19 protein-coding genes and 1 riboswitch are annotated in these 24,187 nt (G+C 46.4%); of the genes, 13 read left to right on the top strand and 6 right to left on the bottom strand.

The window, feature by feature from the left end:
• Positions 1-232 precede the first annotated feature (232 nt).
• Positions 233-2,485 carry a N,N-dimethylformamidase beta subunit family domain-containing protein gene (locus ACIFQN_RS15970; RefSeq protein WP_429834024.1) on the top strand — a complete coding sequence of 751 codons (2,253 nt, stop codon included), beginning with the start codon at positions 233-235 and terminating at the stop codon, positions 2,483-2,485.
• Positions 2,486-2,585: 100 nt separating this feature from the next.
• Here ACIFQN_RS15970 and ACIFQN_RS15965 read toward each other — a convergent pair whose 3' ends face one another.
• Positions 2,586-4,241: a peptide ABC transporter substrate-binding protein gene (locus ACIFQN_RS15965; RefSeq protein WP_429834023.1), complete on the bottom strand. Its 1,656-nt coding sequence runs from the start codon at positions 4,239-4,241 to the stop codon at positions 2,586-2,588.
• 366 nt (positions 4,242-4,607) lie between these two features.
• On the opposite strand from ACIFQN_RS15965, the gene ACIFQN_RS15960 reads away from it, so the two are divergent.
• The 4 genes from ACIFQN_RS15960 to ACIFQN_RS15945 all read left to right on the top strand — a co-directional run bounded on the left by ACIFQN_RS15960 (position 4,608) and on the right by ACIFQN_RS15945 (position 9,305).
• The gene (locus ACIFQN_RS15960) at positions 4,608-6,674 is read left to right on the top strand and encodes a methyl-accepting chemotaxis protein (RefSeq protein WP_429834022.1); all 2,067 of its coding nucleotides are present in this window, start codon (positions 4,608-4,610) and stop codon (positions 6,672-6,674) included.
• A gap of 22 nt (positions 6,675-6,696) precedes the next feature.
• Complete coding sequence (locus tag ACIFQN_RS15955) at positions 6,697-6,831, top strand: hypothetical protein (protein ID WP_429834021.1); 135 nt, start codon at positions 6,697-6,699, stop codon at positions 6,829-6,831.
• Positions 6,832-7,365: 534 nt separating this feature from the next.
• Positions 7,366-7,920 (top strand): sigma-70 family RNA polymerase sigma factor, encoded by a 555-nt coding sequence (locus ACIFQN_RS15950; RefSeq protein WP_429834020.1) that lies wholly within the window; start codon positions 7,366-7,368, stop codon positions 7,918-7,920.
• Positions 7,920-9,305 carry a hypothetical protein gene (locus ACIFQN_RS15945; protein ID WP_429834019.1) on the top strand — a complete coding sequence of 462 codons (1,386 nt, stop codon included), beginning with the start codon at positions 7,920-7,922 and terminating at the stop codon, positions 9,303-9,305. Before ACIFQN_RS15950 ends, ACIFQN_RS15945 begins: the two co-directional genes overlap by 1 nt.
• Before the next feature lie 89 nt (positions 9,306-9,394).
• On the opposite strand, the gene ACIFQN_RS15940 is transcribed toward ACIFQN_RS15945, so the two are convergent.
• Entirely contained in the window at positions 9,395-10,270 is an 876-nt protein-coding gene (locus tag ACIFQN_RS15940; protein ID WP_429834018.1) for a dimethylarginine dimethylaminohydrolase family protein, read from the bottom strand.
• A gap of 176 nt (positions 10,271-10,446) precedes the next feature.
• Here ACIFQN_RS15940 and ACIFQN_RS15935 point away from each other — a divergent pair, with 176 nt between their 5' ends.
• The 5 genes from ACIFQN_RS15935 to ACIFQN_RS15915 all read left to right on the top strand — a co-directional run bounded on the left by ACIFQN_RS15935 (position 10,447) and on the right by ACIFQN_RS15915 (position 15,253).
• On the top strand, positions 10,447-11,181 hold the full coding sequence (locus tag ACIFQN_RS15935) for an IclR family transcriptional regulator (RefSeq protein WP_429834017.1): 735 nt from the start codon (positions 10,447-10,449) through the stop codon (positions 11,179-11,181).
• 345 nt (positions 11,182-11,526) lie between these two features.
• Positions 11,527-12,165 (top strand): hypothetical protein, encoded by a 639-nt coding sequence (locus tag ACIFQN_RS15930; protein WP_429834016.1) that lies wholly within the window; start codon positions 11,527-11,529, stop codon positions 12,163-12,165.
• Positions 12,166-12,190: 25 nt separating this feature from the next.
• Entirely contained in the window at positions 12,191-12,892 is a 702-nt protein-coding gene (locus ACIFQN_RS15925; protein WP_429834015.1) for a tyrosine-type recombinase/integrase, read from the top strand.
• Positions 12,889-14,358, top strand: a complete 1,470-nt coding sequence (locus ACIFQN_RS15920) for a hypothetical protein (RefSeq protein ID WP_429834014.1) — start codon at positions 12,889-12,891, stop codon at positions 14,356-14,358. Before ACIFQN_RS15925 ends, ACIFQN_RS15920 begins: the two co-directional genes overlap by 4 nt.
• A 427-nt stretch (positions 14,359-14,785) precedes the next feature.
• Positions 14,786-15,253, top strand: coding sequence for a hypothetical protein (locus ACIFQN_RS15915; protein WP_429834013.1), 468 nt, complete (start codon positions 14,786-14,788; stop codon positions 15,251-15,253).
• A gap of 308 nt (positions 15,254-15,561) precedes the next feature.
• On the opposite strand, the gene ACIFQN_RS15910 is transcribed toward ACIFQN_RS15915, so the two are convergent.
• The 3 genes from ACIFQN_RS15910 to ACIFQN_RS15900 form a co-directional block, all read right to left on the bottom strand.
• Complete coding sequence (locus ACIFQN_RS15910) at positions 15,562-16,533, bottom strand: NAD(P)-dependent alcohol dehydrogenase (RefSeq protein WP_429834012.1); 972 nt, start codon at positions 16,531-16,533, stop codon at positions 15,562-15,564.
• 334 nt (positions 16,534-16,867) lie between these two features.
• Positions 16,868-17,503 (bottom strand): CatB-related O-acetyltransferase, encoded by a 636-nt coding sequence (locus ACIFQN_RS15905; RefSeq protein ID WP_410713847.1) that lies wholly within the window; start codon positions 17,501-17,503, stop codon positions 16,868-16,870.
• A 428-nt stretch (positions 17,504-17,931) separates the two neighbouring features.
• Positions 17,932-18,813: a hypothetical protein gene (locus tag ACIFQN_RS15900; protein ID WP_429834011.1), complete on the bottom strand. Its 882-nt coding sequence runs from the start codon at positions 18,811-18,813 to the stop codon at positions 17,932-17,934.
• A gap of 184 nt (positions 18,814-18,997) precedes the next feature.
• On the opposite strand from ACIFQN_RS15900, the gene ACIFQN_RS15895 reads away from it, so the two are divergent.
• Positions 18,998-19,876, top strand: a complete 879-nt coding sequence (locus tag ACIFQN_RS15895) for a GNAT family N-acetyltransferase (protein WP_429834010.1) — start codon at positions 18,998-19,000, stop codon at positions 19,874-19,876.
• On the opposite strand, the gene ACIFQN_RS15890 is transcribed toward ACIFQN_RS15895, so the two are convergent.
• Positions 19,866-21,158 carry an ATP-binding protein gene (locus ACIFQN_RS15890; RefSeq protein WP_429834008.1) on the bottom strand — a complete coding sequence of 431 codons (1,293 nt, stop codon included), beginning with the start codon at positions 21,156-21,158 and terminating at the stop codon, positions 19,866-19,868. The genes ACIFQN_RS15895 and ACIFQN_RS15890 overlap by 11 nt on opposite strands.
• A gap of 206 nt (positions 21,159-21,364) precedes the next feature.
• A riboswitch (SAM riboswitch) is annotated at positions 21,365-21,490 on the top strand.
• A gap of 116 nt (positions 21,491-21,606) precedes the next feature.
• Here ACIFQN_RS15890 and ACIFQN_RS15885 point away from each other — a divergent pair.
• On the top strand, positions 21,607-22,620 hold the full coding sequence (locus ACIFQN_RS15885) for a sugar ABC transporter substrate-binding protein (RefSeq protein ID WP_429834007.1): 1,014 nt from the start codon (positions 21,607-21,609) through the stop codon (positions 22,618-22,620).
• A gap of 76 nt (positions 22,621-22,696) precedes the next feature.
• Positions 22,697-24,187, top strand: a complete 1,491-nt coding sequence (locus ACIFQN_RS15880; RefSeq protein WP_429834006.1) for a sugar ABC transporter ATP-binding protein — start codon at positions 22,697-22,699, stop codon at positions 24,185-24,187.

Raw genomic sequence — 24,187 nt, 5'->3', positions numbered from 1 at the left:
AATCGGGTTAAATAGGGTTGTTTTATCCCATTTGCATTCGTTTATTTAGGAAGTTCGTTTGTAAAAGTCGATAAAACATACCGTTTCACATTTGGCATCAATATTGCTTTCAACTTTGATTAACAAATAAATATTTACATAATTTCGAATAGACGGACAAAATGTGTGTAACGATTATTGAATCAACGGCGGAATAGGGAGTCAACCATTCTTTCATGGAGGCGATGGAAATATGGAAACGAATGAAGAGAGCTTACAGGAGCATATGACAATTGTCGGTTACGCAGATCAAATCAGCGTACAGCCCGGGCAAGAGCTGAACTTTATGATCAGCACTGCACGTCCTACTTACACAGCAGGTGTCGTTCGATTAAAGGGAGGTATGACGGACCCGGACAGTCAGAAACTGGAAAGTGAGCCGATAGCCACTGAAATTGCAGGAGAATACCCTGGTCGTCTCCAAAAAACAACGGCCGGATCATATGGAGAGCTCCCTCTCCCTACCGACTGGCTGGACCAAGGTCAGTTCACGGTACACCTGTGGGCATGGCCGACAAAGCCGGCTTCAGGTCGTTGGCAGACGATCTGGTCAGCACGTGCAACAAATGGGGATTCGGGTGCCGAGATGTCTCTGGATGCGGACGGGCGTCTTGTATTTATGTTGACAGACAAGAACAGGGAAGCGATTCAGGTGTGCTCCGAGAAGCCCTTAACGGCTAGGGTTTGGTATGAAATAGTGACTCAATACTGTGCACAAACAGCTACTCTCACCCTGCGTGTAAATCGATGTGACGGATGGACTTCCGCCGATGAAGCCCAGTTATCTGCCGTAAGTGCAAGGCTGGATTTCTCAGAGGTCATCATTTTACGTGTACTGCTCGCCGCAGCATCAGATACGAATGGGACCAATCAGGTTCATCAACACTATAACGGTAAAATCGAGAACCCGAGCTTTTTCCGAACCGTATTAGATTCGACCAGTTTAAAGGAGCTTTCTGCAGGAGTAGACCCACTCATGATCGCGGGGGACAATCTCGTCGCTCAGTACGATTTTGGGCAAAAGATCTCTTCCTCCCAGCTTGTCGACCGCTCGAATAATGGTTCCCACGGGATTCTTCATCAAGGGCCGACACGTGCGGTTACCAGCCACTCTTGGAACGGTGAGCATCTGGACTTCTCAACCGCACCGAATCATTATGCCGCGGTGCATTTTCATGATGATGACATGGAGGATGCTGGATGGGAAATAGATATCAGCTGGAAGGTGCCGGACAATCTGCCGAGTGGGGCATATGCCCTGCAACTCATTGCTGACGATCAAACAGATTACATCCCGTTTTTCGTACGACCTGCACGTGGTGCGGCTGCGTCTCCAATCCTGTTTCTGGCGCCGACCAATACCTATTTGGCCTACGCCAACGAGCGATTGTTCGAGCTGGGACTCGAGCCTCTGATGGGGCACGAGCTAAGACTCTCTTCGCAGGACCGTTACCTGATTGATCATCCGGAGCTTGGCAAGTCTATCTATGATACACATAGCGATGGAAGCGGGGTTCACTACTCCTCTCGCTTGCGGCCGATTATGAATATCCGTCCGCATTATCGGAGCTGGCTGAATGGTGCCGTACGTCATCTGGCTGCTGATCTCTACATTACAGGCTGGCTGGAGAATCGGGCAGAGGGCTATGATGTAGCTACTGACGAAGACCTTCATCGAGACGGAATAGAACTGCTCTCCAATTATAAGGTACTTGTCACTGGCACCCATCCGGAGTATTGGACACGACCCATGATGGAGGCGCTGCAGGAATATTTAGCGAACGGCGGGAGGCTTATGTACCTGGGGGCCAACGGCTTCTACTGGGTGACCAGCATTGACCCGCAGCGGCCGCATCTGATCGAAGTGCGTCGCGGCAACGCAGGAACACGCTCGTGGGAGTCCCCGCAGGGCGAATTGTATCACAGCTCGACAGGGGCATCAGGAGGATTGTGGCGTCACAATGGCATTATTCCTCAAAAATTGGTAGGTATCGGCTTTACAGCCCAAGGATGGGGTCCAGGCAGCGGATACAGGCGTTTACCGGACAGCAACAGCCCGGAAGCCAGCTTTATCTTCGAAGGAATTGGCGAAAACGAAGTCATTGGTGACTTTGGTTTGGTGATGGGCGGAGCTGTTGGCGACGAAATTGACCGTCTCGATTTTGAGCTTGGGACCCCGCTCCACACACTGTGGCTCGCTACGTCCCTTGGAGTTGACAACCGATACCAGTTAGTGCACGAAGATCAATTGTTCACATCACCCGGCCAAGGAGGCGAGGAACACCCTTTTGTACGGGCAGATATGACCTGCTTTGACATCAAAGGCGGAGGCGCTGTTTTCTCCGTCGGCTCCATCAATTGGGCTGGAAGCATGGCCTGGAATGAATACAACAATAATGTAGCTCGTATAAGCGACAACGTCTTGAATCGCTTTTTGGATAAATGAGTTTGAGGGAGGAACCCCAGCAGATGTGGGGGACGAAAGCGGGCAACACCTTTTTTTGTAGGTGTTGCCCGCTGTTATTTTTGGGTATTTGTGCGTCAGTTTATTTCTCTATAAACGCATATTTAAAGTAAGAACCACCCAACGGGAAAATGACAAAGTCTTTTACTTTATCGTTCTTTATATACGCATTTCCGCGGAAGTGAAGAGGAGCAAGCGGCATTTCTTCCATTAATATCTTCTCAGCATCAAACATCAGCTTTTTGCGTTTTTCTGGATCAGTTTCGTAGTAGCTTTTGTTCAAAAGATCGCGGTACTCCTTGTTGTCGAAGCGAACCACGTTGTTGCCGCCTTCCTTGTCTTTGTACATCTCCAGGAAGTTGATCGGGTCGTTAAAGTCAGCTCCCCACAGCCAAATGCCGAAGTCGAATTTTCCGCTTTGTACGTCGGTATTAAATACTTTCCACTCAGATGTGCGGATGTCGATGTTGATGCCCAGCGTCTTTTTCCATTCGTCTTGCAGCGCTTGTGCAATTTTTTTGTCTGTTTCTCCAGTATCGTAGTAATAGGTGACTTTGGGGAACTCTTTTAATCCCAGCTCTTGCATTCCTTCGGCGAGCAGCTGCTTCGCTTTTTCCACGTCTTCCTTGAAATATCCATCTGGATTTAGCCCCATAGAAGTCGGTACCCATCCGTATGCGGCAGGGACTCCTGTTTGCAGGATGTTATCAATTAGCATTTTGCGGTCGATCGAGTAGGCGAAAGCCTGGCGAATTTTTTTATTGGTAAACGGCGGCTTTTGTGTATTAAAGATGACTGCTTTGGTGCCAGGGTTATCGGCAACGACCAGCTTGCCTTCTTCCTTGATTTGTCCAATCGCATCAGGCGATAAGCCAAAGGACGGATATCCGCCCCAATCCAAGTCGCCATTTTCAAACATGGACAGCGCCGTATTGTTATCTTCAATCACGGCAATTTCGATCCGGTCCAGCTTGACATTGGTTTTATCCCAATATGTCGGGCTTTTGCTGAAGGCCAGCTTGGCCTTATGCTCCCAGGTGTCGATTACAAACGGACCATTTCCGACGATGGAGGAAGCTTCACCTGCCCACTTCGGATTGCTTTCAATCGATTTCTTATAGAGCGGATAATAAGTAGTGAAGGAGGTCAGCTCACGGAAAAAAGGCGTTGGCGAGCGCAAGGTGAAATCGAGTGTGTAGTCGTCCGTTGCTTTGACGGCGACATCCTCCGCCTTTCCTGTTCCGTTGAAGAATTCCTCGCCGCCTTTGATGTAGAAGAGCTGGTAGGCATACCCGGAAGCCGTTTTTGGATCGAGGTTTCGTTTGATAGCGTATTCAAAATCATGCGCGGTAACAGGGTCGCCATTGCTCCACTTGGCATCTTTACGGAGCGTAAAGTGAAACTGAGTGAAGTCTGGAGAGTTGGTGTAGCTTTCCGCCACGGCATTGATCATTTGGCCTTGCCGATCAACAGCGGTTAACCCTTCAAACGCGAGATTGATCATATCCATTGAAGAAGCATCAGTCGCAATGCCTGGGTCCATGGTCGGCGGTTCACCGGTGACACTCCAATGCAAGATCATCGGTTCTGTTGAGGGGGTTTCGGCAGGCTTTGCCGATTGTGTATTGGTCTGGGTTCCGGAAGCAGGCTGTGCGTTCTCTTGTGGATTCGTACTGCATCCTGTTACAAGACTAAAGAGTAATGCTGCTCCAGATAAACCTAGTAGCCATTTTTTCATACAGGCCCTCCCGATTGTTTTTTAAAAATTATAAAAATTAAAGCATTAAAACATATGTACAGGTTAAATCAGGGGAAAATGGGTGTCATTCACCAAAATGTATAAATATGCATGATATGCAATGGAATTTCAAATAGGTTATTTCATACAACTTGTCTCTTTGCAATGATGGAAACAGGCGGGAATGGTTCACTTGTTTTTGTTCTTGTCCAAGGCGTTCCGAAATAAGATCCTTTAGGGAATTGGTCCCCTTTTTGTTGTTATTTTTGCATAATAAGGTCAATTCCTAAGACTATTGACAAGTATAGATATGGTAAATTATGTTGAGATATGGTAAAAAACAAAAATATCCAGTGGAGAAGACCAATGACTCGAAAAATGATTTCGTTTCGCACGAAGCTCACCATTACCATTTCCCTATTTACCATGCTAGTGGCCACTGTATTGTCGATTATTGACTACTCGCAGCTGAAAGCAAACATTATTTCGGAAAAGTCTGTGCAGTATCAATTGGTTGAAGACCATGTCACGAATTCGGTTAAAAATGTGGATTTGGTGTACGGTGTATTTGAAAAAGACATGGAGACTCGCATGGAAAGCACATTAACCATGCTTGCGAAAACCTATGAAACGAATCCAGAGATTCAATCGTGGGATTATGCTGCGCTACGTAAACAATTTGGCATGGACTTATTCGTGATCGATCGGAATATCAAGGTCGTTCAGTCCAGTGTCCAAACCGATGTAGGCCTTGACTTCAGCAATGCAGGGGCGTTTACCGACCTCTTGAAAAAGAGGATAGATGGAAAGGGTTTTACGGCCGATGGGATGGAAGTATCTGTGAATACAGGGGAAATCAAAAAATTTGCTTACTTCCCTACCCATGATCATCAATACTTGCTAGAAGTGAGCGTGAATCTTCAAGAAAGCGAACTGTTTCAGACCTTTAATTTTCTGGAGGTATCGGAGGAGATCTCGAAAAAATACAGCATCGTCAAAGACATCACGGTGTATTCGCATGATGGCTACGCACTCGGCAGAAAGGGCAGTGATGGCAAAGCCTTGCGGATATCCGAGCGTTTATTGCCAACCTTCACGGATGCCTTTCAATCGCAACAGATGAAGCAGTTTGATGACGTGGTGGACGGAATGAATCAGACATACCGATTTATCCCGTATAAACAAAATGAACAATCGGATGACCTCAGCAGATCGCGGGTGATCGAGATCCAGTATAACAATGCCGAGTTGGAGCAGATGTTAGCGGATAGTTTGACGGCAGCACTCATGAAAATGGTCATAGCCGTTGTAGGGGCAGTGGTTCTGTCATTCCTGCTCAGTCGCTGGATCACAGGACCAATTGATAAAATGCGGACATTGATTGGAAAAACGGCGCAATTCGACTTGAGCGAGCAGATTCTCGTTACTGATCAGAAAAAACAGGATGAAATTGGGCTCATGGAGCACTCCATCTTGATCATGAGGGAGCAATTAAACGAGGTCGTGCACAAATTGGTTTCGGTATCCCATGCTGTTGCTGACAATGCTCAAAAAGTGAAGCAATCTACAGACGAGGTCAGCGAGCAATCGCGAGGAACGGCGGAGGCGACCTCCGTGCTTCTTGCCCACATGCAGGAAACGATGGCTTCTACAGAAGAAATGAACGCTACCTTGAACGACATTCAAGCAGTGATTCACAGCATATCACAAAAAACAGTAGAGGCTGCTGCTAACTCTCAAGATGTCAGCTTGCGGGCAGATCAACTGAAGGCGAGCTCGGTTGCGGCCAAAGAAACATCGACTCATATTTATACAGAGGTAAAGCAGCAAACAGAATCGGCGATTACGCAATCGACGGAGTCCATGGAACAAATCAATCAGCTCGCAGACGCGATTCTGCATATTTCTCAGCAGACGAATTTGTTGGCGCTGAATGCGGCGATAGAAGCGGCACGTGCCGGGGAAAGTGGAAAAGGCTTCTCCGTCGTTGCGGATGAAATAAGAAAGCTGGCTACTCAGTCTGCGGAGGTAGTCTCGGATATCCAGCACATTATTCAAGAAGTACGTGAATCGGTGACACATTTGGCTACCAGCTCGTCCAGTGTTTTAGAGTATATTGATCGTCAGGTTCGTCCGGACTATGTCAAGTTGATTGATACTTCGGAGCAGTATAATCGGGATGCACACTATTTCCATACACTGTTGACCGAATTCAGCGCTTCGTTTGAAGAATTGAATGCTGCCATTAGCAGCGTGAATTTGGTTGTGGAGCAAGTGACAAATTCCATGAGCCAAAGCGGGCATAGTGTGGAGGCCATAACAGAACAATCACGAATTATTGCCGATAGCAACCACCAAATGGCAACCATCTCTGAACACAATGTCAGCTATACCGAGACGCTAGAGGGGATAGTCAGTCGGTTCAAGCTATAGCGTAAAAGCAGCGGAGGGGTAAATGAAAAAGGGAGACCGGACAGCTATCAACTGTTGGTCTCCTTCTTTTTATATCGCACTCGCTCAGCTTCTCTTATCTGGCATGGAAGGGGGAGGGAGTTCCATCCAAATCGGCTCGCTCCATTTTGCGCCCTAGCTTGGAGGGCCCTTCCGGGAATAGTCTGTTTTGTGCGTTCAGCAAGCAGACCTTCACGGCAGACGGGTCAATCCAGAGTCTCTTCGCTTCCTCGCGCATGGCATTAGCCAGCTCGGCAGAAGTCTTTGAGCGCCTTTTTCATATTGGCGAGCCACGTTTCGCGGATGGCTGCTGCTTTTTCCACGTTTGCCAGCGCAATGCCACCTTGTTCAGGCTCTGTTTGCCGAACGATGCTGCCGACAGCCAGGACGGGAAAGTCATAACGTAGCGATTGCTCCTGTCCGGCTTAATCTTGGTAGTACAGCAAATGCTCATCTTTCTTTATCGCTTTGCCACCTCCGATGACTACACACGTTACTTTTTTCATGGGAAACAGCTCCTCGTTGCGTTTGACCATATAACCAGGGAGGCGGCGAGGTTGTGACATGAGGAAAGGGGGGCAGGAGGAAGCAAACAAGTTTTTTTCGTGGTTTGTCACAAATCTGTGCGCAGAGGGATCGTATTTAGTAGAATCCAATCATTGGGGTGAACAGGTTGAACGGAGCAGAAACGATGCCGGCCAGCTTAGCGGAGACGCGGGAAGCCAGGCTGAAATGGCTGATGCAGCAGTACGGGGAAAAGGTATTTCACCTTGTCTGTCTTACGGTCAAAAGCCGCGCGCTGGCAGAGGATATTACGCAAAATGTGTTTATCAAGGCGTATCGCCATTTAGATCAGTTTCGTGGAGAAGGAGAGATCAAGCACTGGCTCTACAAGATTGCGATGAACGAAAGCAAAAAGCATTTTCGCTCGTGGTCCTTCCGTCATATTTTCCCAACCGTAGACGATCATCTGGGCAGTCTCTTGGACAGACAGGCCAAAAATCAGGTGGAAGAGGAGATTTTAAGCCGGGTCAAGCGGGAAGAGGTCGTCACATACATTCACTCTCTCGCACCTAAATACAGGCAGGTCATCTTGCTGCATTACTATGAGGACTTATCGATTCAAGAGGTAGCGGATATTCTTTCGGTATCCCAGGAGGTTGTCCGTACACGGCTGCATCGGGCCAGAAAGCAATTACGAGAGAGTATGTCCAAGGAGGTAGAATGATGAGCGAGGATCGTGTGTGGAAAGATTGGAGTCAATTCGCGAAGCAAGCGGTACGGGAGCAGTACCCGTTTCATCTGCATGAACTGGAGTCAGAAGTTCTGAAAAAAATCGAGAAGCAAAATAGGAACATACGCTGGCAAATTATCTCGTGGACAGCGGGAGTGGCCGTTGCTGCTACATTCTTCTTGCAAGTGATCCAGCCTTTCCATGGAGGGAACAGCTTATTCGGCTTCTCGGGGGCCAGGCAGTATCCCGCGCAATTTGAATGGACGACACCGGATGAAGGCTACACCTATGCTCTGCAGCGCGGCTACCCGATTTTGCCTGAGCTAAAGCTGGAAAAGGACGGTTATACGTTTCAATTGAAGGATGTCATGGTCGATCAGCGGCGAATCATTTATACGCTCCTGATCTCCGGTGAACAGATCGAAGCGATTGCAAATGAGAAAGATGAGTCCAAACAATTCTCGATGCTCTACGCAGGGCTTACCGTAGAGCTGGACGTGTTGAGTCATTCTGGAGGGGCATCAAAGGATCTGCAGCTCATCGATGGCACTCACTACTTTGTCATCAAGGGCAGCTATATGCTGAATCCGCAAAAAATGGGGGAGCTACTGAACCAGCCAAATCCTGTTCTACCTGTGCGCATTGAAAGACAGAGCAAGGAAACAAAAGAGGTACTCGCAGAAATGTTGATGCCGCTACCCAAGACAGTTACTATAGCTGAAAAGGTGATCAAACCTTCGGCAGACCTAGACGGAGATTCTGTTTTGGACGCATTGGGACTTCTGACAAAGCTTTCAGTGACCCAGATCGAAGCAGCCCCGACCATGATGCAAGTCGAGCTGGAGGCAAAGCTAAAAGAAGGATTCGAGCTCAAACGATTGGAGCAGGCCAAGCTGGTCGATGAAAAAGGAAATGAATATAGCGCAATAGATGACAAGCTCAACCCAAACGTCAAAAGGGTGCAAGGGACAAACAAATATACGATGCAGTTCATTCCGTCACTCTACTATGGGGAGCAGCCAGAGAAGCTGGAGCTTCGCTTTGAAGGCGCGGTTGCCAATCAGGCCAAAGCAGACAGCTTCGTACTGAATCTGAAAGACAAGTATCCACGCGATATTCCATTTGGGAAGCAGACATTGCATATTTTGAAGGCGTATTACGAGAAAGACAAGCTGTTTGTTGTCATTCCAAACAAGGCGCCGGAAGAGATTACGTTGCATGTCGACGAACAGAGCTACAAAGATCTCATTGTCGCAGATTCTTTGGAGACGGTCACATTTGGATTCCCGCTGCCCAAGAAGGACTCCTATACAGTGAAGATGAGCGGGCTGAAATGGGAGACACTCCATTTTAGTGGGGTAGTTCCGATTATTCGTTAACGAGTGTATTAGGCAATACCATTATCGAAAGCAAAAAAAGCCACTGTCGAAGTGGCTTTTACTTTTGAGCTGGTAGAAAGGATAGCTTGCTACACTCTTTCCACAGGGCATGTGAGGCAAGTAGGACCGCCTGTGCCTTTATAGGAAATCTCGTCACCCTCATAGTCGTATACGGTGGCGCCAGCGTCCAGAAGCAGCTCTTTGGTAACTGGATTTCCGGCAACGACCATGCATACGCGAGGGGCCAGAGCCAGTACATTGCTGCCGAGATTTTCGTATTCGTGATCGGGTACCTCGATCAGCTGGATGCCTCTGTCGATGAGCAGTTGACGGAAGAAAACAGGCATCAGCTTGGAGTAAACAACCGCCAGATCATGATCTACCATGCTGATGACAGACATCAGATGCAGACATTCTTCAGGTCCACGGTCGTACGGGAGGGGAACGACGATGACTTCTTCTGTGAAGTCTTTGACCATTTCCGTGATTTGTGCGATGGCAGCTTGATTCGTGCGGAAGCCAAGACCGATCGCGAGCGTTTTCTCATCCAGCCAGACCAGATCGCCGCCATCTGAGAGAGCATCGCCTGTCAGTTGTCCCAGGATAGGTATATGGTTGTCTTGTAAAAAGGCTTTGTACGCTTCGGCTTCTCCCTGACGAAGCTGTTTGCCTGATTTTAAAATGATCGCGCCTTTGGAAGTGAATTTCACCGGGTCGTGCGCATAAATCGAGTCGAGGCCCGTTTTGTCAGACTGCGGGAGGTGCAGGACATTTTCAACATGTTCCCGTAGAATCGCTTCGAATTTTTCATATTCATTCAATGCTTTATCCCAGTCGGGACGATCTGTATAGTTGAAAGTTTTCGAGGATTGATCAAGATGCTCCTGACTGATGAAGGCTTGGTGAGGATGCTTGATAATGACCGTTTTCATCTTTTTAACCATGGATTGGCTGCCTGCGAACATAGTTGCCTCCTTGAATTCCACATTGTAGAATAATATTCATATTTCGAAATATTATACTTAGTTTACACATTCTCAAAACTCACTGTCAATTGTGGTGTTTATCTTTTTTAATGATTCACAAAATTATAGACAATCGTTTAAGATATGAGATATGTGCAGGTAAAGGGGAGATGACCGTGATCCAATCGTTTGATCGAGCGATGGCGATTGCGACGGCACTTTCGTCGGACGAACAGAGAAAATGGTGGACCATCAACGATTTATCCAAAGAATGTCATCTTCCGGTGAGTACGATCTATCGGCTACTGTACACCTTGATGAAGCATGGGTTGGTGGAACAGGATGCAACCGGCAAACAATACACGTTAGGTGTCAAATGGATGGAGTTTGGCCTGCGTGTACTGGATCGGATCGACTATCGCAAGGTGATTAAACCGATGATAGAGGAGCTTGCTAGAGAAGTGGAGGAGAGCGTGTATTTCAGCCAGCCAAGCGGGCATGAATCCATCGTAGTAGATCGCATCGACAGTCAGCACAATATTCGTGTCTATGACCAGCTAGGATTGCGTATCCCGCTCAATATCGGTGCCGCGAATAAAGCCATTCTAGCCTATATGCCGGAATCAGAAGCGAAGCAGGTATTACATCAGCTCATTGAGGACGAGCAGGTCCCTGCCTTTATGGAAAAACTCAAAGCGATCAAAAACCAGGGCTATGCGGTTAGCTTTGGGGAGCGGACTGAAAATACGGCCTCCGTTGCATCCCCTGTATTAGATTACAATCAAAAGGTGATAGGCGCCCTGAGCATTGGAATATTGACCTATGATTTAAAAGAGGAGCGTTTGCAGTTTTTGATTGAAAAGGTGAAGGAATTCGCCCATAAAACATCGCAAAGATTAGGCAGCCACTAGTCTTTCTTCTTTGTTCTCATAATGGAATTTATTCTAGGATGCGAAAAAAGAGCGGGGATTATGTGAACTTAAATTGAAGAAGGGGAGCAGAACGTCAATTTAAATTAGGGATTCAATATAATGTGTCACATTTTATGTAGGTAGGGTATTTCAACTCAGTTGAGATGCCCTTTTTTTGTTTAATTATTGCGTAAGAAATTGACCAGAAGATGGTGCAGAAGATGCCTTTGGTTTGAGAATATTTACCTCTATGTAATAAGTGTTTGCGAATTTATAATTATGACACAACTTGAATGATGTGAATTTTAATAGATGATCTCTGCTTTAAAGGTGGTCTTAAATAAGATGGACGTAAAGAGGTATATGCATATCTGGCGGCCCGCAGGAGTGGAGAGTAAATATACAATCATCGTGCTAGACCCTTTAAACAGACCATTTCTGCCACTGACAGATTTTTATGACGATCAAATTGGTCGGGTTGGGGATAAGACCGCTCTGTCTTATCTGACGTCGTTAGAAAATTATTTTAGCTGGCTGGATATTTACGCAAAATACCAAGGCAGGAATGTGAGTTGGGATGAACATCCTGAGGTCGTAAGAGAGATCGTTCAAGATTACTTGTTCAGTGAAATGGAGTGCAAAGTAAGGGACAAGGACAGCTATCGATTGGTGAGTTTAACAAACAAAAGTCCAAATACGGTGGCGCGAATGCTTTCTGCATTAAAGGCTTTTTACAAGTCAATGATCCGCCTTAAATACTATCCCCACCCCAATCCATTGTTTCACGCGAATGGCGATCTGGAGGCGTACCAAGACATACATATAGGCGTCCGAAAGGACAAGCCTCGCTTGCCAGTTGCTGCTGGTACTGAGGAACCGATCCATCATCACAGGCGTCTCACGGACTCGTATTTTAAAGTAATTAATGAAGAATGGATTCCTATCATTATCGGCGATTGGGATTTTGCCCTATCAGGTCTATAATGCTGGCAGGCGAATCCATTGGAGTTTGCGGGACGAGGTTATTACCCGTCTGCTATTTGAAACGGGCGCTAGAGCATCAGAAGTGATCGAATTAACGTTTGACGACTATCGAATGAGGGCAAATCAAACGGAAGCCCGTGCGCCTAATAAGGGAAGCCATAAAAAAAGAACAAAATACATTCGGTTCAGCCAAGAAACCCTGAAGCTGCTCATTCGATACGTCAATTCCGAACGAAAGTCGTACACTAAACAAAATCTCGGTTTCGAAGACGTACCAGACACAGAGCCAATCTTTGTTACCACACACGGCCGACCGTTTAATTACCCCGCCTACTACGCTCAGTGGCTAAAGGTAATTCGTAACGCAGGCTTGAAGCTCAATCCGCATAAAGCAAGACATTGGTACGTGACAACGATGATGCGGAGCATTTTTGAAACTTCGAAAGATGACGCGGAAATCGTTAGGAAAAAGAAAGAATTGATTCACTACATGCGCTGGCGCGACGAGTCCACGATCGAAGTGTACGAGCACTACTTTAACGAAATGGAATTCGGTGAGATTCAAAATGCTATTCATGATAATATGCGTTTGAAAGAAAAGGAATATACAACAAAGAAATGCTCTGCTGCAAGAAAGAAGATAAAGGTTTCCCCGAAGTCGGAGTCGGCAGAAACGGTCGATGATGAGAAATGGCTGATGGAACTTATGGAAGGAATCGCGCAATGACGACACTAACAGGACAAAGCTGGTATACACAGCTGCAAGGAAGAATTGCCGAAGAGATTCTTGAGTTGAGGGATCCTAAAGGTAGCTACTACTTCGACAGTATAGATGCGAACCTGTTCAAATATTTCGAAAAAAATATTGCGGATTTGCCTTGGGCCAACCCTCTCGCACTTGAAATGCTCGTTGCAACCGCGCACAATTTATCGCCTGATTCTGTGAGATGGGAAATTAGAAATATATCATCCAGGTTACAGGATATCTTTTCCCATTTTAAGATGGTTGACTTCAATGATTTTGACCCTGACTTTCACTTGTATAAGTATGTTAAAGGTGAAATTTTTGCGGATCATTCATTAAGTCAAAGAAGCAAATTTTCAGGCGCATATAGCACAGTTAGTTACAGAGTCAGTAGTTGGGTTCGCCACAAAGCAAGCCCTGATACAGTCGATATTCTGGAACGGTTCATACTCCCACCTCCTTCGTTTGACCTGAGGGATTTTTCATTACAAAAAAGAGCCAGTGAGCTCGCACAACAAACAAGAAAACTTGAAACGTCTGCAATCACCCCTTTGCTCCCACAATTTCGAGCGGAAGGCCATTTGCGAAGAAATCAACTGCTGCGCCTTAGGAATAAGGTTCGTGAAGTATTGGTAGCCGCTCAGGAAAATGGTTGGCCTTTCCCGATCGAATTTGACTATGAGGAGTCGAGTGGCGAGCGGTTTTTCTTTAGATTGTGGGATAAACCATCTTTTGTACTGATGCATTCCGAAAAATACTCACCAAACTCCATCCGAGCGGCTTCTAAGAAAACAGGCGCGTACTCCGATAAAAACAATGAACATTTTGTGGAATTTGTGAGATCAGAGCACACGGATGACGGGGTTGAAGCCGAAGGATTATGGTTCTTAGTGCTCCTGAAAACGGGCGTGTTGGGGTTGTGGTACCGAAATAAATCGGATGAGGAATTACAAAAGCGGCTGTATTTCCTTTATCAGTGGGGATACGGAAACGAGAAGAATGAGTCATATCCAACACCTTTCTGGGCAGGTCACAAAGGCGTACTCGGGCAAAGTCGTTTCATCGCTGAAGCCCAAGGGAAAACGGAAGGGATTTTGTTTCTTGTTGAACCTTTTTATGTCGCTGCAACCTTTGCGCTGCTTGCCTTGAATCTGTTTACAAGCTCAGGGATTAGGATCAACGAACTTTTGCAAATCACGCATTCTCAACGGTGTCTCGTGGTGTCCAAAGACAGAGATCGAGTGAATTATATTCTTCGCCTCATTCCTAAGGGCCGTGATGAACCCGAGAATTTTTATATCCCCAAAGAAATATTCCAATTTATCAATGAAATTGTGAAGCTCCTGCGAGAACATTACGGTTTGGCAGAAAAGGATCCTTTGCCTGCAGTTGAGTTTAATTATGATAAAAGGCAACATATGTTCAAAAAAGACGCATACCTTGTGTAGGTCACGGGGTATTACGCACAGCCGACGCAGGGCCAAATCAGGCAGGCGGTTAGTGATCTGCATGATAACTGGGTTTCTCATATCGACATCCAGCAAGGCATATTGCGCGGCCCTGAGGAGCTCAAACAATTTTATGATATATATTCCCAAAAGGTCGGCACAATGAGCAAAGTAGTGGGGGGCGTTTGCACAACGGATGCGGTGTGCCCTACCAAAATGGCATGTGTCGGATGCGCAGCTAAGGTACCCATGCCAGAGTCTAAGGGTGAACTCCAAGATTTTTATAATTGGGCTTCCGAAAGTGAGGAGCGCTTCAAAAAGATGAATCTGTCTCTTGAGGTCCAGAAGATGAGACTTGCCAAAAATCGAACGCGAAACGAACTAAAAGAAATTCAACTTATTGAAGAGTACCAGAGGGATGAGAAATATGACCCAGTTGTTCGAATTTCAAAGCCAAAACGTTAGCAAGCCTTTGTTGGAAAAGGAATATGAGGAGAAAAGGAACAGGGCGTTTACGATCGGCAAATCTGCCATCGATGAATTGATAAAGCAAGGCAAGCGAGTGTCTTATCGTAACATTGAGGCCGTTTCGAAAACCTTGGACCCTGTCGGCAGAGGCATACATGCGAACACGGTAAGATCCAATGAAGTGCTGTATGAATATTACCTTCAGTTTGCCCGCACTGTGAAGACTACGAAAAGTCGCACCAAGCCCACATCACAGGGTATCTCCTCCTATCAGCACTTAAAGCCGAATCGCGATCTTGTACAAGTTCAGAAGCGATATTTAAAGATGTCACGCGGGGATTTGGTCGCCAGGCTGATTGAAGCGGAAGAATACATTGCTCAACATCAGACGGCTTGGCAAAGAAGTCTGTTCGAAAAATTTAAATGACAGCTTCCTCAATGGACCCAATGCGACTTATAGACACAAACAGAACCAGGAGGCGGTAAGGCGGGCTGCAGATCTCAATGTGCAGCAGGTATGATGAATCATTCTTTTGCTTCTAGAACAGCCCCAGGAACCTCTGGTAGCTCAATGTGAATAGCGGCCAGAAATGGAGGCAATTGCAGAAAGAAATGCCTCCATTTCATTACTGGGGATTAAACTAACGTACCCGTTAGCTAAACGCACGAGGAGTCTTCGTCTTTCGATTTCGAAACGTATTAATTCTAACTTTTCAAGGATTAAAGGAGCGAATCCTATAAACCTTGTTGGACGGTTAACACCACGTTGCCTTTCTTGTGGCCCTGCTCCACATAGTGGTGGGCCTCCGCCGCTTGCTCCAACGGATAAACGCGGTCGATGATCGAACGCAGCTTGCCGGCCTCAATCAGCTCCTTAAGATACCTCAAGTCTTCCGCGTTTTCCCTCATTGTTCCACCGATCACCTTCTTACCGCTCGTCAAGTTGACCCATAACCCGAGAACGACCGGCAGAGGGCTAAAATGGACTGCTCGCAGGTATAAACCGTTCGGTGTCAGACGCTCGACGCAAGCCATGAACGGACTCTTTCCAACCGTATCGAAAATGATATCGTAGGCCGTACCGTCATCCGCGAAGTTCTCTTCTGTATAATCGATGACTCGGTCGGCGCCCAGCGATCTTACCAAATCCAGGTTCGATGTGCTGCATACCCCGGTCACTACCGCACCGAAATGCTTGGCAAGCTGCACCGCATACGTCCCAACACTGCCGGATGCTCCGTAGACGAGTACGCGCCTGTTGCGCTGGATATTGCCCTTTCGGAGAAATTGCAAGGCAGTATAGGCACCGACCGGAACCGCGGCCGCCTCCTCGAACGTCATGTTTGTCGGCTTCAGCGTGACGCTGCCGTTCTCAGGTAGGCATCTGTATTCGGCATACGCACCGAAGCCCATTCCGCTGGCAGCATAGACGGCATCCCCCGGTTTAAACCGAGTAACGCTACTGCCCGTTGATTCGACCACGCCCGCTAATTCGAATCCGAGAATCTTGACTCGCTTCGGTCTCCACAGACCATTGAACAGCCGCGCCAGGAAAGGATCTGCCTTTCGTAAGCGCCAATCCCCCGCGGCGACAGTTGCAGCATAGACTTTAATCAATATCTCGTCGTCCTTCGGTACCGGCTTGGCGACATCCCGAAGCTGCAGTACATTTGGCGGTCCGTACCGCTCATATACGATCGCTTTCATCTCTTCCCCTCCAGTCACCCTTCGCTATTTTCCCATTTTATTCGCTGTAATTAGATTAAAGTTCTGCAGAATATGCTAATTCCAGTATATGAGTGGAGTGCAGCTACGAGCTACTACTAAAATAAGATGTTAACGGCTCCGTATAGAATAACTCGGTCTAGTTTGACATAAAAAAACCGGAAAGACTTCGTAACGCTACGCGCTGATTAGTCTTTCCGGTTTTTTTATGGAGTGAACACGCTTCCTCAAACAAGTAAAGACAAAATCACGATATGGAGTTCCTATCCAGATCGTCTTTTCAGCTATCGTACCCGTAAGTTTAATACATTTTTTATTATGTGTTGAGAAGTTCCTTTAACGATTCCGTATTATTGCTTGTCAAAACTGGAATAAATTCAGTTATTTTTTCAATATCCCATTCCCACCACTTCAAAGTATTGAGAATATCAATCGTTTCCTCGTCAAATCTATAACGTATTAATTTTGCAGGGTTCCCTCCTACAATAGAATAAGACGGAACATCTTTGGTTACTACAGCATTTGTTGCAATTATGGCACCATCACCTATATGAATACCTGGCATAATTGTAGCATTATAACCTATCCAAACATCGTTTCCTATAACTGTATCACCTTTGAATCCACCACTTAAATTCTTTAATCCGACTTCCCAATCTCCACCAAATGCCCCAAAAGGAAAAGTTGTAAATGAATTTGTATTATGATTCGCACCATTCATAATAAATTTAGCGGTAGATGCAATAGCACAAAACTTTCCGATTTTCAGTTTATCTCCTATAAAGTCAAAATGATAAAGGACGTTTTTCTCAAAACCTAAAGGGTTATTCAAGTCGTCGTAATAGGTATAATCCCCAACTTCAATATTTGGATTAATCACTACATTTTTTAAAAAACAAAGGCTTCTGATATTTTTCATCGGAAAAACACTATTTATATCTGGACCCATCATTTTCCCAACCTTTCACAAAACCCTTTTCCTTATTTTCACATTATACTATACTCCATTTCACAAAACTGCCCGTTAGCGCAACGAGGCTACCGTTCTTTGCGGTGGCAGCTTAGTGGTGCAGGTTATCAGCATCAGTTCTCCGTGAGTAATGAATCACCGTTCTCATGCCTCGGTGTACGCCTCATTACGTTGGTTAATTTTTGACCCCCCAATTTTTCGCAAGAGTTTTGTAAAGATATCCAACAATTTATTCCAACTATCCTGCGAATTAAAACAAATAGAACGGCTGATTTTTCAGCCGTTCATGGGGGGGTGAATTCTAAGTGAAATCACCTTAAAGAATTGTGTCACATCGTAAAAAATATCTAGCCAAACAAAGATTTTTTGTGCCGTGGCTGTCATTCAATAAAAATGATTTCCGCTCTTTTTTACGGTTTCAACACAGTCCAATGCTCATAGGAATGAATGGCTGTACCCGCAAAGGACGGGTGGGAAGACATCAATTCCGAGAGCCTGGAGAGCATCTGGTCCATATAAGCTTTTCCTTCTTCGTAAAATGAAATGTAATTGCCTTCGCTGCTTTCCTTGGTTTCAACGGCAAGCACTATTTTTTTGCCCAGCTCATCAGCCCAGCCGATTTCTTCCGTTACCAGAGAAGAAATGCTGTTTGGACCCTCCACCCGGTCGCGGTAGGACATGATCGTCACATGATCGTGCTTGGAGATGAGCCATTTGCTGAGGGCGGTAGAAGAGTCATCCGGCAGATAGATCTTGTCGAGCCAGAAAGGAATGTCACAGCCAATTTCCAGTGCAGGATACTGTTTTACGCGTTCCGTGTAGGCCGCTACATTTTCCTTCCACTGCGAAACGACAGAAGCTTGGTCTGTTTTCCATTCCGGCAACAGGTACGGCTCAATATCGAAATGAATGCCGCTGAATTTCTCCCCATTCGCAGCCGCCTGGTTATAGGCGATTACCCAATCTACCAACGCCATGATCCTGGAGCGGTTTTCTACCAAGCCCCACGCAGGACTTCCGCTTAATGCGTGGATTTTTATCCCAGCTTCATTTGCCTTTTTGAGAAAAGCTTGATAATACGCGGGCTTACGAGAGATGTCGATCCGCAGGTAGAGCAGGTTGACGCCCTGTTCTTTGCTAAAGGAAATGATCTGGTCGGGTTCTGAAGCAATCAGCGTCGTGTGCCAAATCCATGTGGCTTTTATTTTCTTGTCTTCAGATGAAAAGCCTGTCAAAAAAACAAAAAACGAAATCAGTGCAAAGATGGAAAAGGAACGGGATGTAAACCGCATGAAGCTTCCCCCACGATGTCGAGTAATGTGCCAGCACTTGCTGGCGATGTGATGCACATTACTCATATCGGCAAAGGGAGTTATTTTCATAAGCAGCATTTTCTTTAGCAGAAAATATTTTATTAATTAGAAATTTTTAGTAAAATAAATACTGATGGTACCATACCTTTGAGGAGGCGAGCCCATGATCACGTTCAAAAGGCTGAATCAATGCACCTTAGACGAAGCTGTACTTGCTTACAACCGAGGATTTGAAGGGTACTTTTTCGACCAATCGAAGACGGCGGACAGCCTTTCTGCCAAAATTGGAAAAGAAGAGCTTTCCCCCACGTATTCTATCGTCGCATGGTTGAACGGCGAGCCTGTGGGTATCGTGCTAAACGGCATTTGGCAGCGTCATGGAAAAAAGATTGCCTGGAACGGCGGTACGGGAGTAGCTCCTAGTTACCGGAAGCAGGGAATCGGGCAAGCTCTGATGGAGGAGACACTCAGGATTTATCACGAGCAGGACGTGGAGCTGGCGGCGCTGGTAGCCATCCGAGAAAATGAAGAGGCGATCGCTCTTTATGAAAAAATGGGATTTGAAATCGTGGCTGGATCGATCTTTCTAGAAAGCAAGAGCTCGCTTCCTGAACTCAGCTGTAGGGATCATTCGGGCTACCACATCCAGCATGGAATCCCCCAGGATGTATACCAGTTACCGTTTTGGACGAAACCGATCTGGGACATCCAATGGCAGACGATTGAGAACAGAGAAGCGCTGCTCGTCCTGGATCAAGAGTCAAAAGTGGTTGGATACGCACTCTACCGGCGAATATTTGAGGAAGCTGGACATCCAGCGACGACGCTGCTCTTTCACTGTGAGGCAGCTCCCCAGAGCAAAGACCCAAAAGCGATTGTACGCCTTGCGCTTGCCCATGTTTTTGCTCCACTCGATCAATCGTTTTATCGCTTGACAGTAAATCTGCCGACAAACAATCAGTTGGCAGTCTCCTTCCTGCAAGAGGCTGGCTTTACGCAAATGGCGGAGCAAGTGTTTATGACAAAAGCAATCAGGCAGTAAGTCCGTTGTTCATTTTTTCGATCATATCCACATGACACGGAAAAATAATCGTAAATTGAGTTCCGACAAAAGGTTCACTCGTCACTCTCACTGAGCCCCCAATTGAATGGATGACGTGGTAGGAATAAGTAAGGCCAAGGCCGGTTCCGCTTGATTTGGTAGAGAAATAAATAGAGCCTAAGTAATTGATTTGGCTTTCGTCCATACCGATGCCATTGCCATTGTCATTGATCATGAGAATGGCGTTTCCTTTTTCCATCAGGATCGAAAGGATGACTCGTCCATTCGGTACATCTGTGCAAGCTTCTATAGCGTTTTTCACAATGTTTACCAGAACCTGCTTGATCTCGTCTGGATTGGCAAAAATCATAACGGGAGTGTCGTAGATTTGCACGTCCAGCTCAACATTATGCATATTGGCAAAAGGCAGCATGATTTCCTGAATGACATGGAGCTGCTCAGAAACATTGATTTGATCAGAGCGGTCCTTGAGTGGCTTGGAGATGGAGAGATATTCTGTCAAGATGGATTCGGTTCGCTGAATTTCGTCGAGACTAATCTTGATGTATTGTTCCGTCTTGGTGTGTTCCTCTGGACTTTCCTGGATCAATCGCAAAAAGCCTTTGACCGCAGTCAGCGGGTTTCTCACTTCATGGGCGAGTGAAGCAGCCACGTGGCTCATGGCTTGAAATTTTTCATTTTGCGCATGCTCGATGAATAGCTCTTTGTCTGCAATCGCTTTGCTAAATAACGACATTAACAGCCAAATTCCTACTGAATTTTGTATGGGAATAACAAACAGATGATAGGCAAGATGCTGTTTGACATAGGCAGGAAAAAAGATGAATGTTAAGCCTAGTGCCACAACGGAAAAGAGGATTCCAGCCAAGAAGGTATAGAGGGATTTCCGATAGGTGGTTTTGTAAGGTTTAGTAATGATCAGGCAGAGGGTGAATGTACATACGAGCATAAGTAAGGCGACCCGTGTTCCTTCGCCTCCGAGGTATAAGCGGTAGATGACGAATTCAACGAGTAGAAGCAGCGCTGTTTGTACACCACCGTAAACGAGTCCAAAAAACATAATGACATAACGAATATCAAAAATGACACCGTCTACCACACTGGAAGCAAAAGTCATGGCGAGGAGCAAACTGAACGAACTGGTTACGAGAATGAAAGATTGGCTGTAATTTTTCAATTTGTCGCGGTAGTAAATGTTATACAAGACAAACGGAGTGAGGGCAAAGAAGATTTGCAGAATCACTTCTTTTAATAGGCTCATTTGACATCCCCATACCAGACTGTTTAGGTTATGTACCATCATTTCACAATATTTCGACAAGACACAACAGAATTCCTTTTCAAGTAAGGTGGACCTCTTACGCAAAATGAGAGTAATGATTTTTTGAAAAATCCCAGTTGACAGATGGGTAATACAAGAATTATATTCTGTATATACGAATACAAACGTTTTGAAAATAATAACTACTCTTATCCAGAGAAGGCTGAGGGAATGGCCCTATGAAGCCCGGCAACCTAGCACGCGAGACGACGATCTCCCGCGCCAAGGTGCTAACTCCAACAGGTAGATGGTAAGTACCTGACAGATAAGAGGCGGGAATCTTGTTGATTAAAGCCTCTTTCATCTGCAGAAAGAGGCTTTTTGGGTTGTTGAAAACATGGCTGCTCGATGTCGGATACGGGAAAAAGTAAAAGGGGGTACATCTTATATGAAAAAGAAATTTGGTCTGGTTACGTCTGTTGTTTTAGCATTATCGGTCATAGTGACTGCGTGCGGTGGGGGCGGCGCTACAGGTGATGCGGGTGGAGCATCCGGCGACAAAGCGAAAAAAATCGCGCTGATCATGCGTCAAAATGTAGGTACGTTCTCAGCACAATACATTAACGGTGTAAAAACAGAAGTAGAGAAAAATGGCGGACAATTGACCGTATTTAATGCCGATACTGATCTGTCTAAAATGGCTTCCAATCTGGATGCAGCGGTTAACCAGCATTTTGACGGCATCCTGATCGACCACGGTACAGCAGAAGCGCTGCAGCAAGGTACGCAAAAAGCAGTAGATAAGAAAATCCCAGTCGTCTTGTTTGACACTGACATCAAAATTCCGGGCGTTCCCGTAGTCGAGCAGGATGACAACAAGCTGGCAGAGCTGAGCTTGGAGCAACTGGCAGCTGAGAACAATGGAAAAGGAAACATCGTGAAAATTTGGGTAGCTGGATTTGCCCCAATGGAAAAACGTCAGGTCACGTACGATGCCTTCTTGAAAAAGTATCCGGATATCAAAGAAATCGCTGCGTTCGGTTCAGCTACCAACAACACCGCTTTGGACACCCAAACACAGATGGAAGCGATTTTGAAAAAGTACCCGAACAAAGGCGATATCACAGCGGTATGGGCTGCGTGGGACGAATTTGCTAAAGGTGCGACACGCGCCATCCAACAAGCAGGGCGTACTGAAATTAAAGTATATGCGATTGATTTGAGCGATGAAGACCTGCAACTGATCCAGGAAGCAAACTCACCTTGGGCAGCGACCGCAGCAGTAGACCCGTCCAATATTGGACGCATTCATGCGCAAACTGTGTTCCAAAAAATCAAGGGTGAGCAAGTGCCTGACAATGTGAAGCTGAATCCTGTGCTGGTGAAGCAGTCTGATTTGCCAAAGGATAAAAAAGTAACGATGGGCGATCTGTCAGAGTATGTGAACGAGTGGGGCAAATAAGCTTCGGCAAAAGTCTGGTTTGGTTATTCCCGTTGATCAGTCAACGGGAATCTTCCATATTCGGGGGGTGTAAAGATTGTCTACCTTACAAATGAAAGGGATCGTGAAGCATTTTTCCGGGGTTCCTGCTCTTCAATCCGTTCAATTTGAAGTAAAGGCTGGCGAGGTTCACGCGCTGCTCGGAGCAAATGGCGCCGGGAAAAGCACGCTGATGAAAATCCTCACAGGCGCGTATCAAGCAGACGGAGGCTCTATTTCTATAGACGGCCGGGAGGTGGCGATCCAATCACCGCAGGATGCCAAAGCGCTGGGAATCCAATGTGTGTATCAAGAGGTCGATACAGCCCTGATCCCGTATTTAAGCGTCGCGGAGAATATTTTGCTGGATCAGCTCGTTTCGTCTAAGAGAAAGGGATTCGTAAACTGGCATAGCCTGTACGCCGAAGCGGAAAAGATTTTGCAAGGCTTTGGGTTTTCCATCCCTGTGAAAATGCTTGTGGAGCAATGTACGTTATCGGAAAAACAGTTGATCTTGATCGCGCGGGCAACTGTCCAAAAAGCGAAATACGTCATTTTCGACGAGCCGACAGCTCCGCTCAGCACCAAGGAAAGCGAGCGACTGTTTCAAATCATTGCGCAGCTAAAAAGTACAGGAGTAGGGATTATTTATATCTCTCACCGGCTGCCGGAGATCTTTGAAATCTGTGACCGGATCACCATCATGAGAGACGGGCAGAGAGTCATCACGACAGAGACGGCCGCTAGCAATATGGATGAGGTCATCTCGCATATGCTGGGCAAAAGCTTTGCAGAGGAGTTCCCGAAGGTCGAGGTCCCGATCGGGGAATCGATTCTGGAAGTTCAAGGCGTCGCTGGCGGCAAAGTTCGCGGTGCAGATTTAGAGGTGCGCGAAGGTGAGATTGTCGGTGTGGTTGGACTGGTGGGAGCCGGAAAAACCGAGCTGGCCCGGTTGCTGTTTGGAGCAGATCCGAAAGAGTCCGGCGAGATTCGGTTAAAAGGAAAGCCTGTGCGATTGAGCTCGCCAAAAGATGCAGTCGACGCAGGAATGGTGCTCGTACCGGAGGAGAGGCGAAAGGAAGGCGTTTTTGTAGAAGAATCCGTCAAAAACAACTTGTCGGTCGCCACTCTCGCTAACTGGTCGCCACTCGGTTTTATTCGTAAAGGCATCGAATCCAGACAGGCGAAGGATTTGGTGAAAAAGCTGGGTGTGAAAACGGCAGATATCGGTCAGTTGGTCGGGTTTCTCAGCGGTGGGAACCAGCAAAAGGTTGCAATCGGGAAATGGCTCAACACCGATTCGAGCATTTTTATGTTTGACGAGCCGACCAAAGGCGTCGATATTGGTGCCAAAAGTGATATTTATCGTCTGATCGGCAATCTGGCAGAGCAGAAAAAGGGCATTCTCTATTTTTCTTGCGAGTTTCAGGAAGTGATCGGAATCGCTGATCGCATTCTCGTCATGTTTGAAGGGAGAATCGTCAAAGAGCTGAGTCAGGGGCAAGCGACCCAAGAGCTGATCATGTATTATGCAAGTGGGGGTGAGTAA

The sequence above is a fragment of the Brevibacillus sp. NRS-1366 genome (genome assembly GCF_050467985.1).
This window is presented reverse-complemented; position numbering and strand designations above follow the sequence as displayed.

What these genes read in the sequence shown, in the direction of transcription:
- ACIFQN_RS15895 (WP_429834010.1), top strand. Translation starts at nt 18,998, where the DNA reads ATGATCACGTTCAAAAGGCTGAATCAATGCACCTTAGACGAAGCTGTA.
- ACIFQN_RS15885 (WP_429834007.1), top strand. Translation starts at nt 21,607, where the DNA reads ATGAAAAAGAAATTTGGTCTGGTTACGTCTGTTGTTTTAGCATTATCG.
- ACIFQN_RS15930 (WP_429834016.1), top strand. Translation starts at nt 11,527, where the DNA reads ATGGACGTAAAGAGGTATATGCATATCTGGCGGCCCGCAGGAGTGGAG.
- ACIFQN_RS15905 (WP_410713847.1), bottom strand. Translation starts at nt 17,503, where the DNA reads ATGATGGGTCCAGATATAAATAGTGTTTTTCCGATGAAAAATATCAGA.
- ACIFQN_RS15945 (WP_429834019.1), top strand. Translation starts at nt 7,920, where the DNA reads ATGAGCGAGGATCGTGTGTGGAAAGATTGGAGTCAATTCGCGAAGCAA.
- ACIFQN_RS15960 (WP_429834022.1), top strand. Translation starts at nt 4,608, where the DNA reads ATGACTCGAAAAATGATTTCGTTTCGCACGAAGCTCACCATTACCATT.
- ACIFQN_RS15970 (WP_429834024.1), top strand. Translation starts at nt 233, where the DNA reads ATGGAAACGAATGAAGAGAGCTTACAGGAGCATATGACAATTGTCGGT.
- ACIFQN_RS15910 (WP_429834012.1), bottom strand. Translation starts at nt 16,533, where the DNA reads ATGAAAGCGATCGTATATGAGCGGTACGGACCGCCAAATGTACTGCAG.
- ACIFQN_RS15920 (WP_429834014.1), top strand. Translation starts at nt 12,889, where the DNA reads ATGACGACACTAACAGGACAAAGCTGGTATACACAGCTGCAAGGAAGA.
- ACIFQN_RS15900 (WP_429834011.1), bottom strand. Translation starts at nt 18,813, where the DNA reads ATGCGGTTTACATCCCGTTCCTTTTCCATCTTTGCACTGATTTCGTTT.
- ACIFQN_RS15890 (WP_429834008.1), bottom strand. Translation starts at nt 21,158, where the DNA reads ATGAGCCTATTAAAAGAAGTGATTCTGCAAATCTTCTTTGCCCTCACT.
- ACIFQN_RS15955 (WP_429834021.1), top strand. Translation starts at nt 6,697, where the DNA reads ATGAAAAAGGGAGACCGGACAGCTATCAACTGTTGGTCTCCTTCTTTT.
- ACIFQN_RS15965 (WP_429834023.1), bottom strand. Translation starts at nt 4,241, where the DNA reads ATGAAAAAATGGCTACTAGGTTTATCTGGAGCAGCATTACTCTTTAGT.
- ACIFQN_RS15915 (WP_429834013.1), top strand. Translation starts at nt 14,786, where the DNA reads ATGACCCAGTTGTTCGAATTTCAAAGCCAAAACGTTAGCAAGCCTTTG.
- ACIFQN_RS15940 (WP_429834018.1), bottom strand. Translation starts at nt 10,270, where the DNA reads ATGTTCGCAGGCAGCCAATCCATGGTTAAAAAGATGAAAACGGTCATT.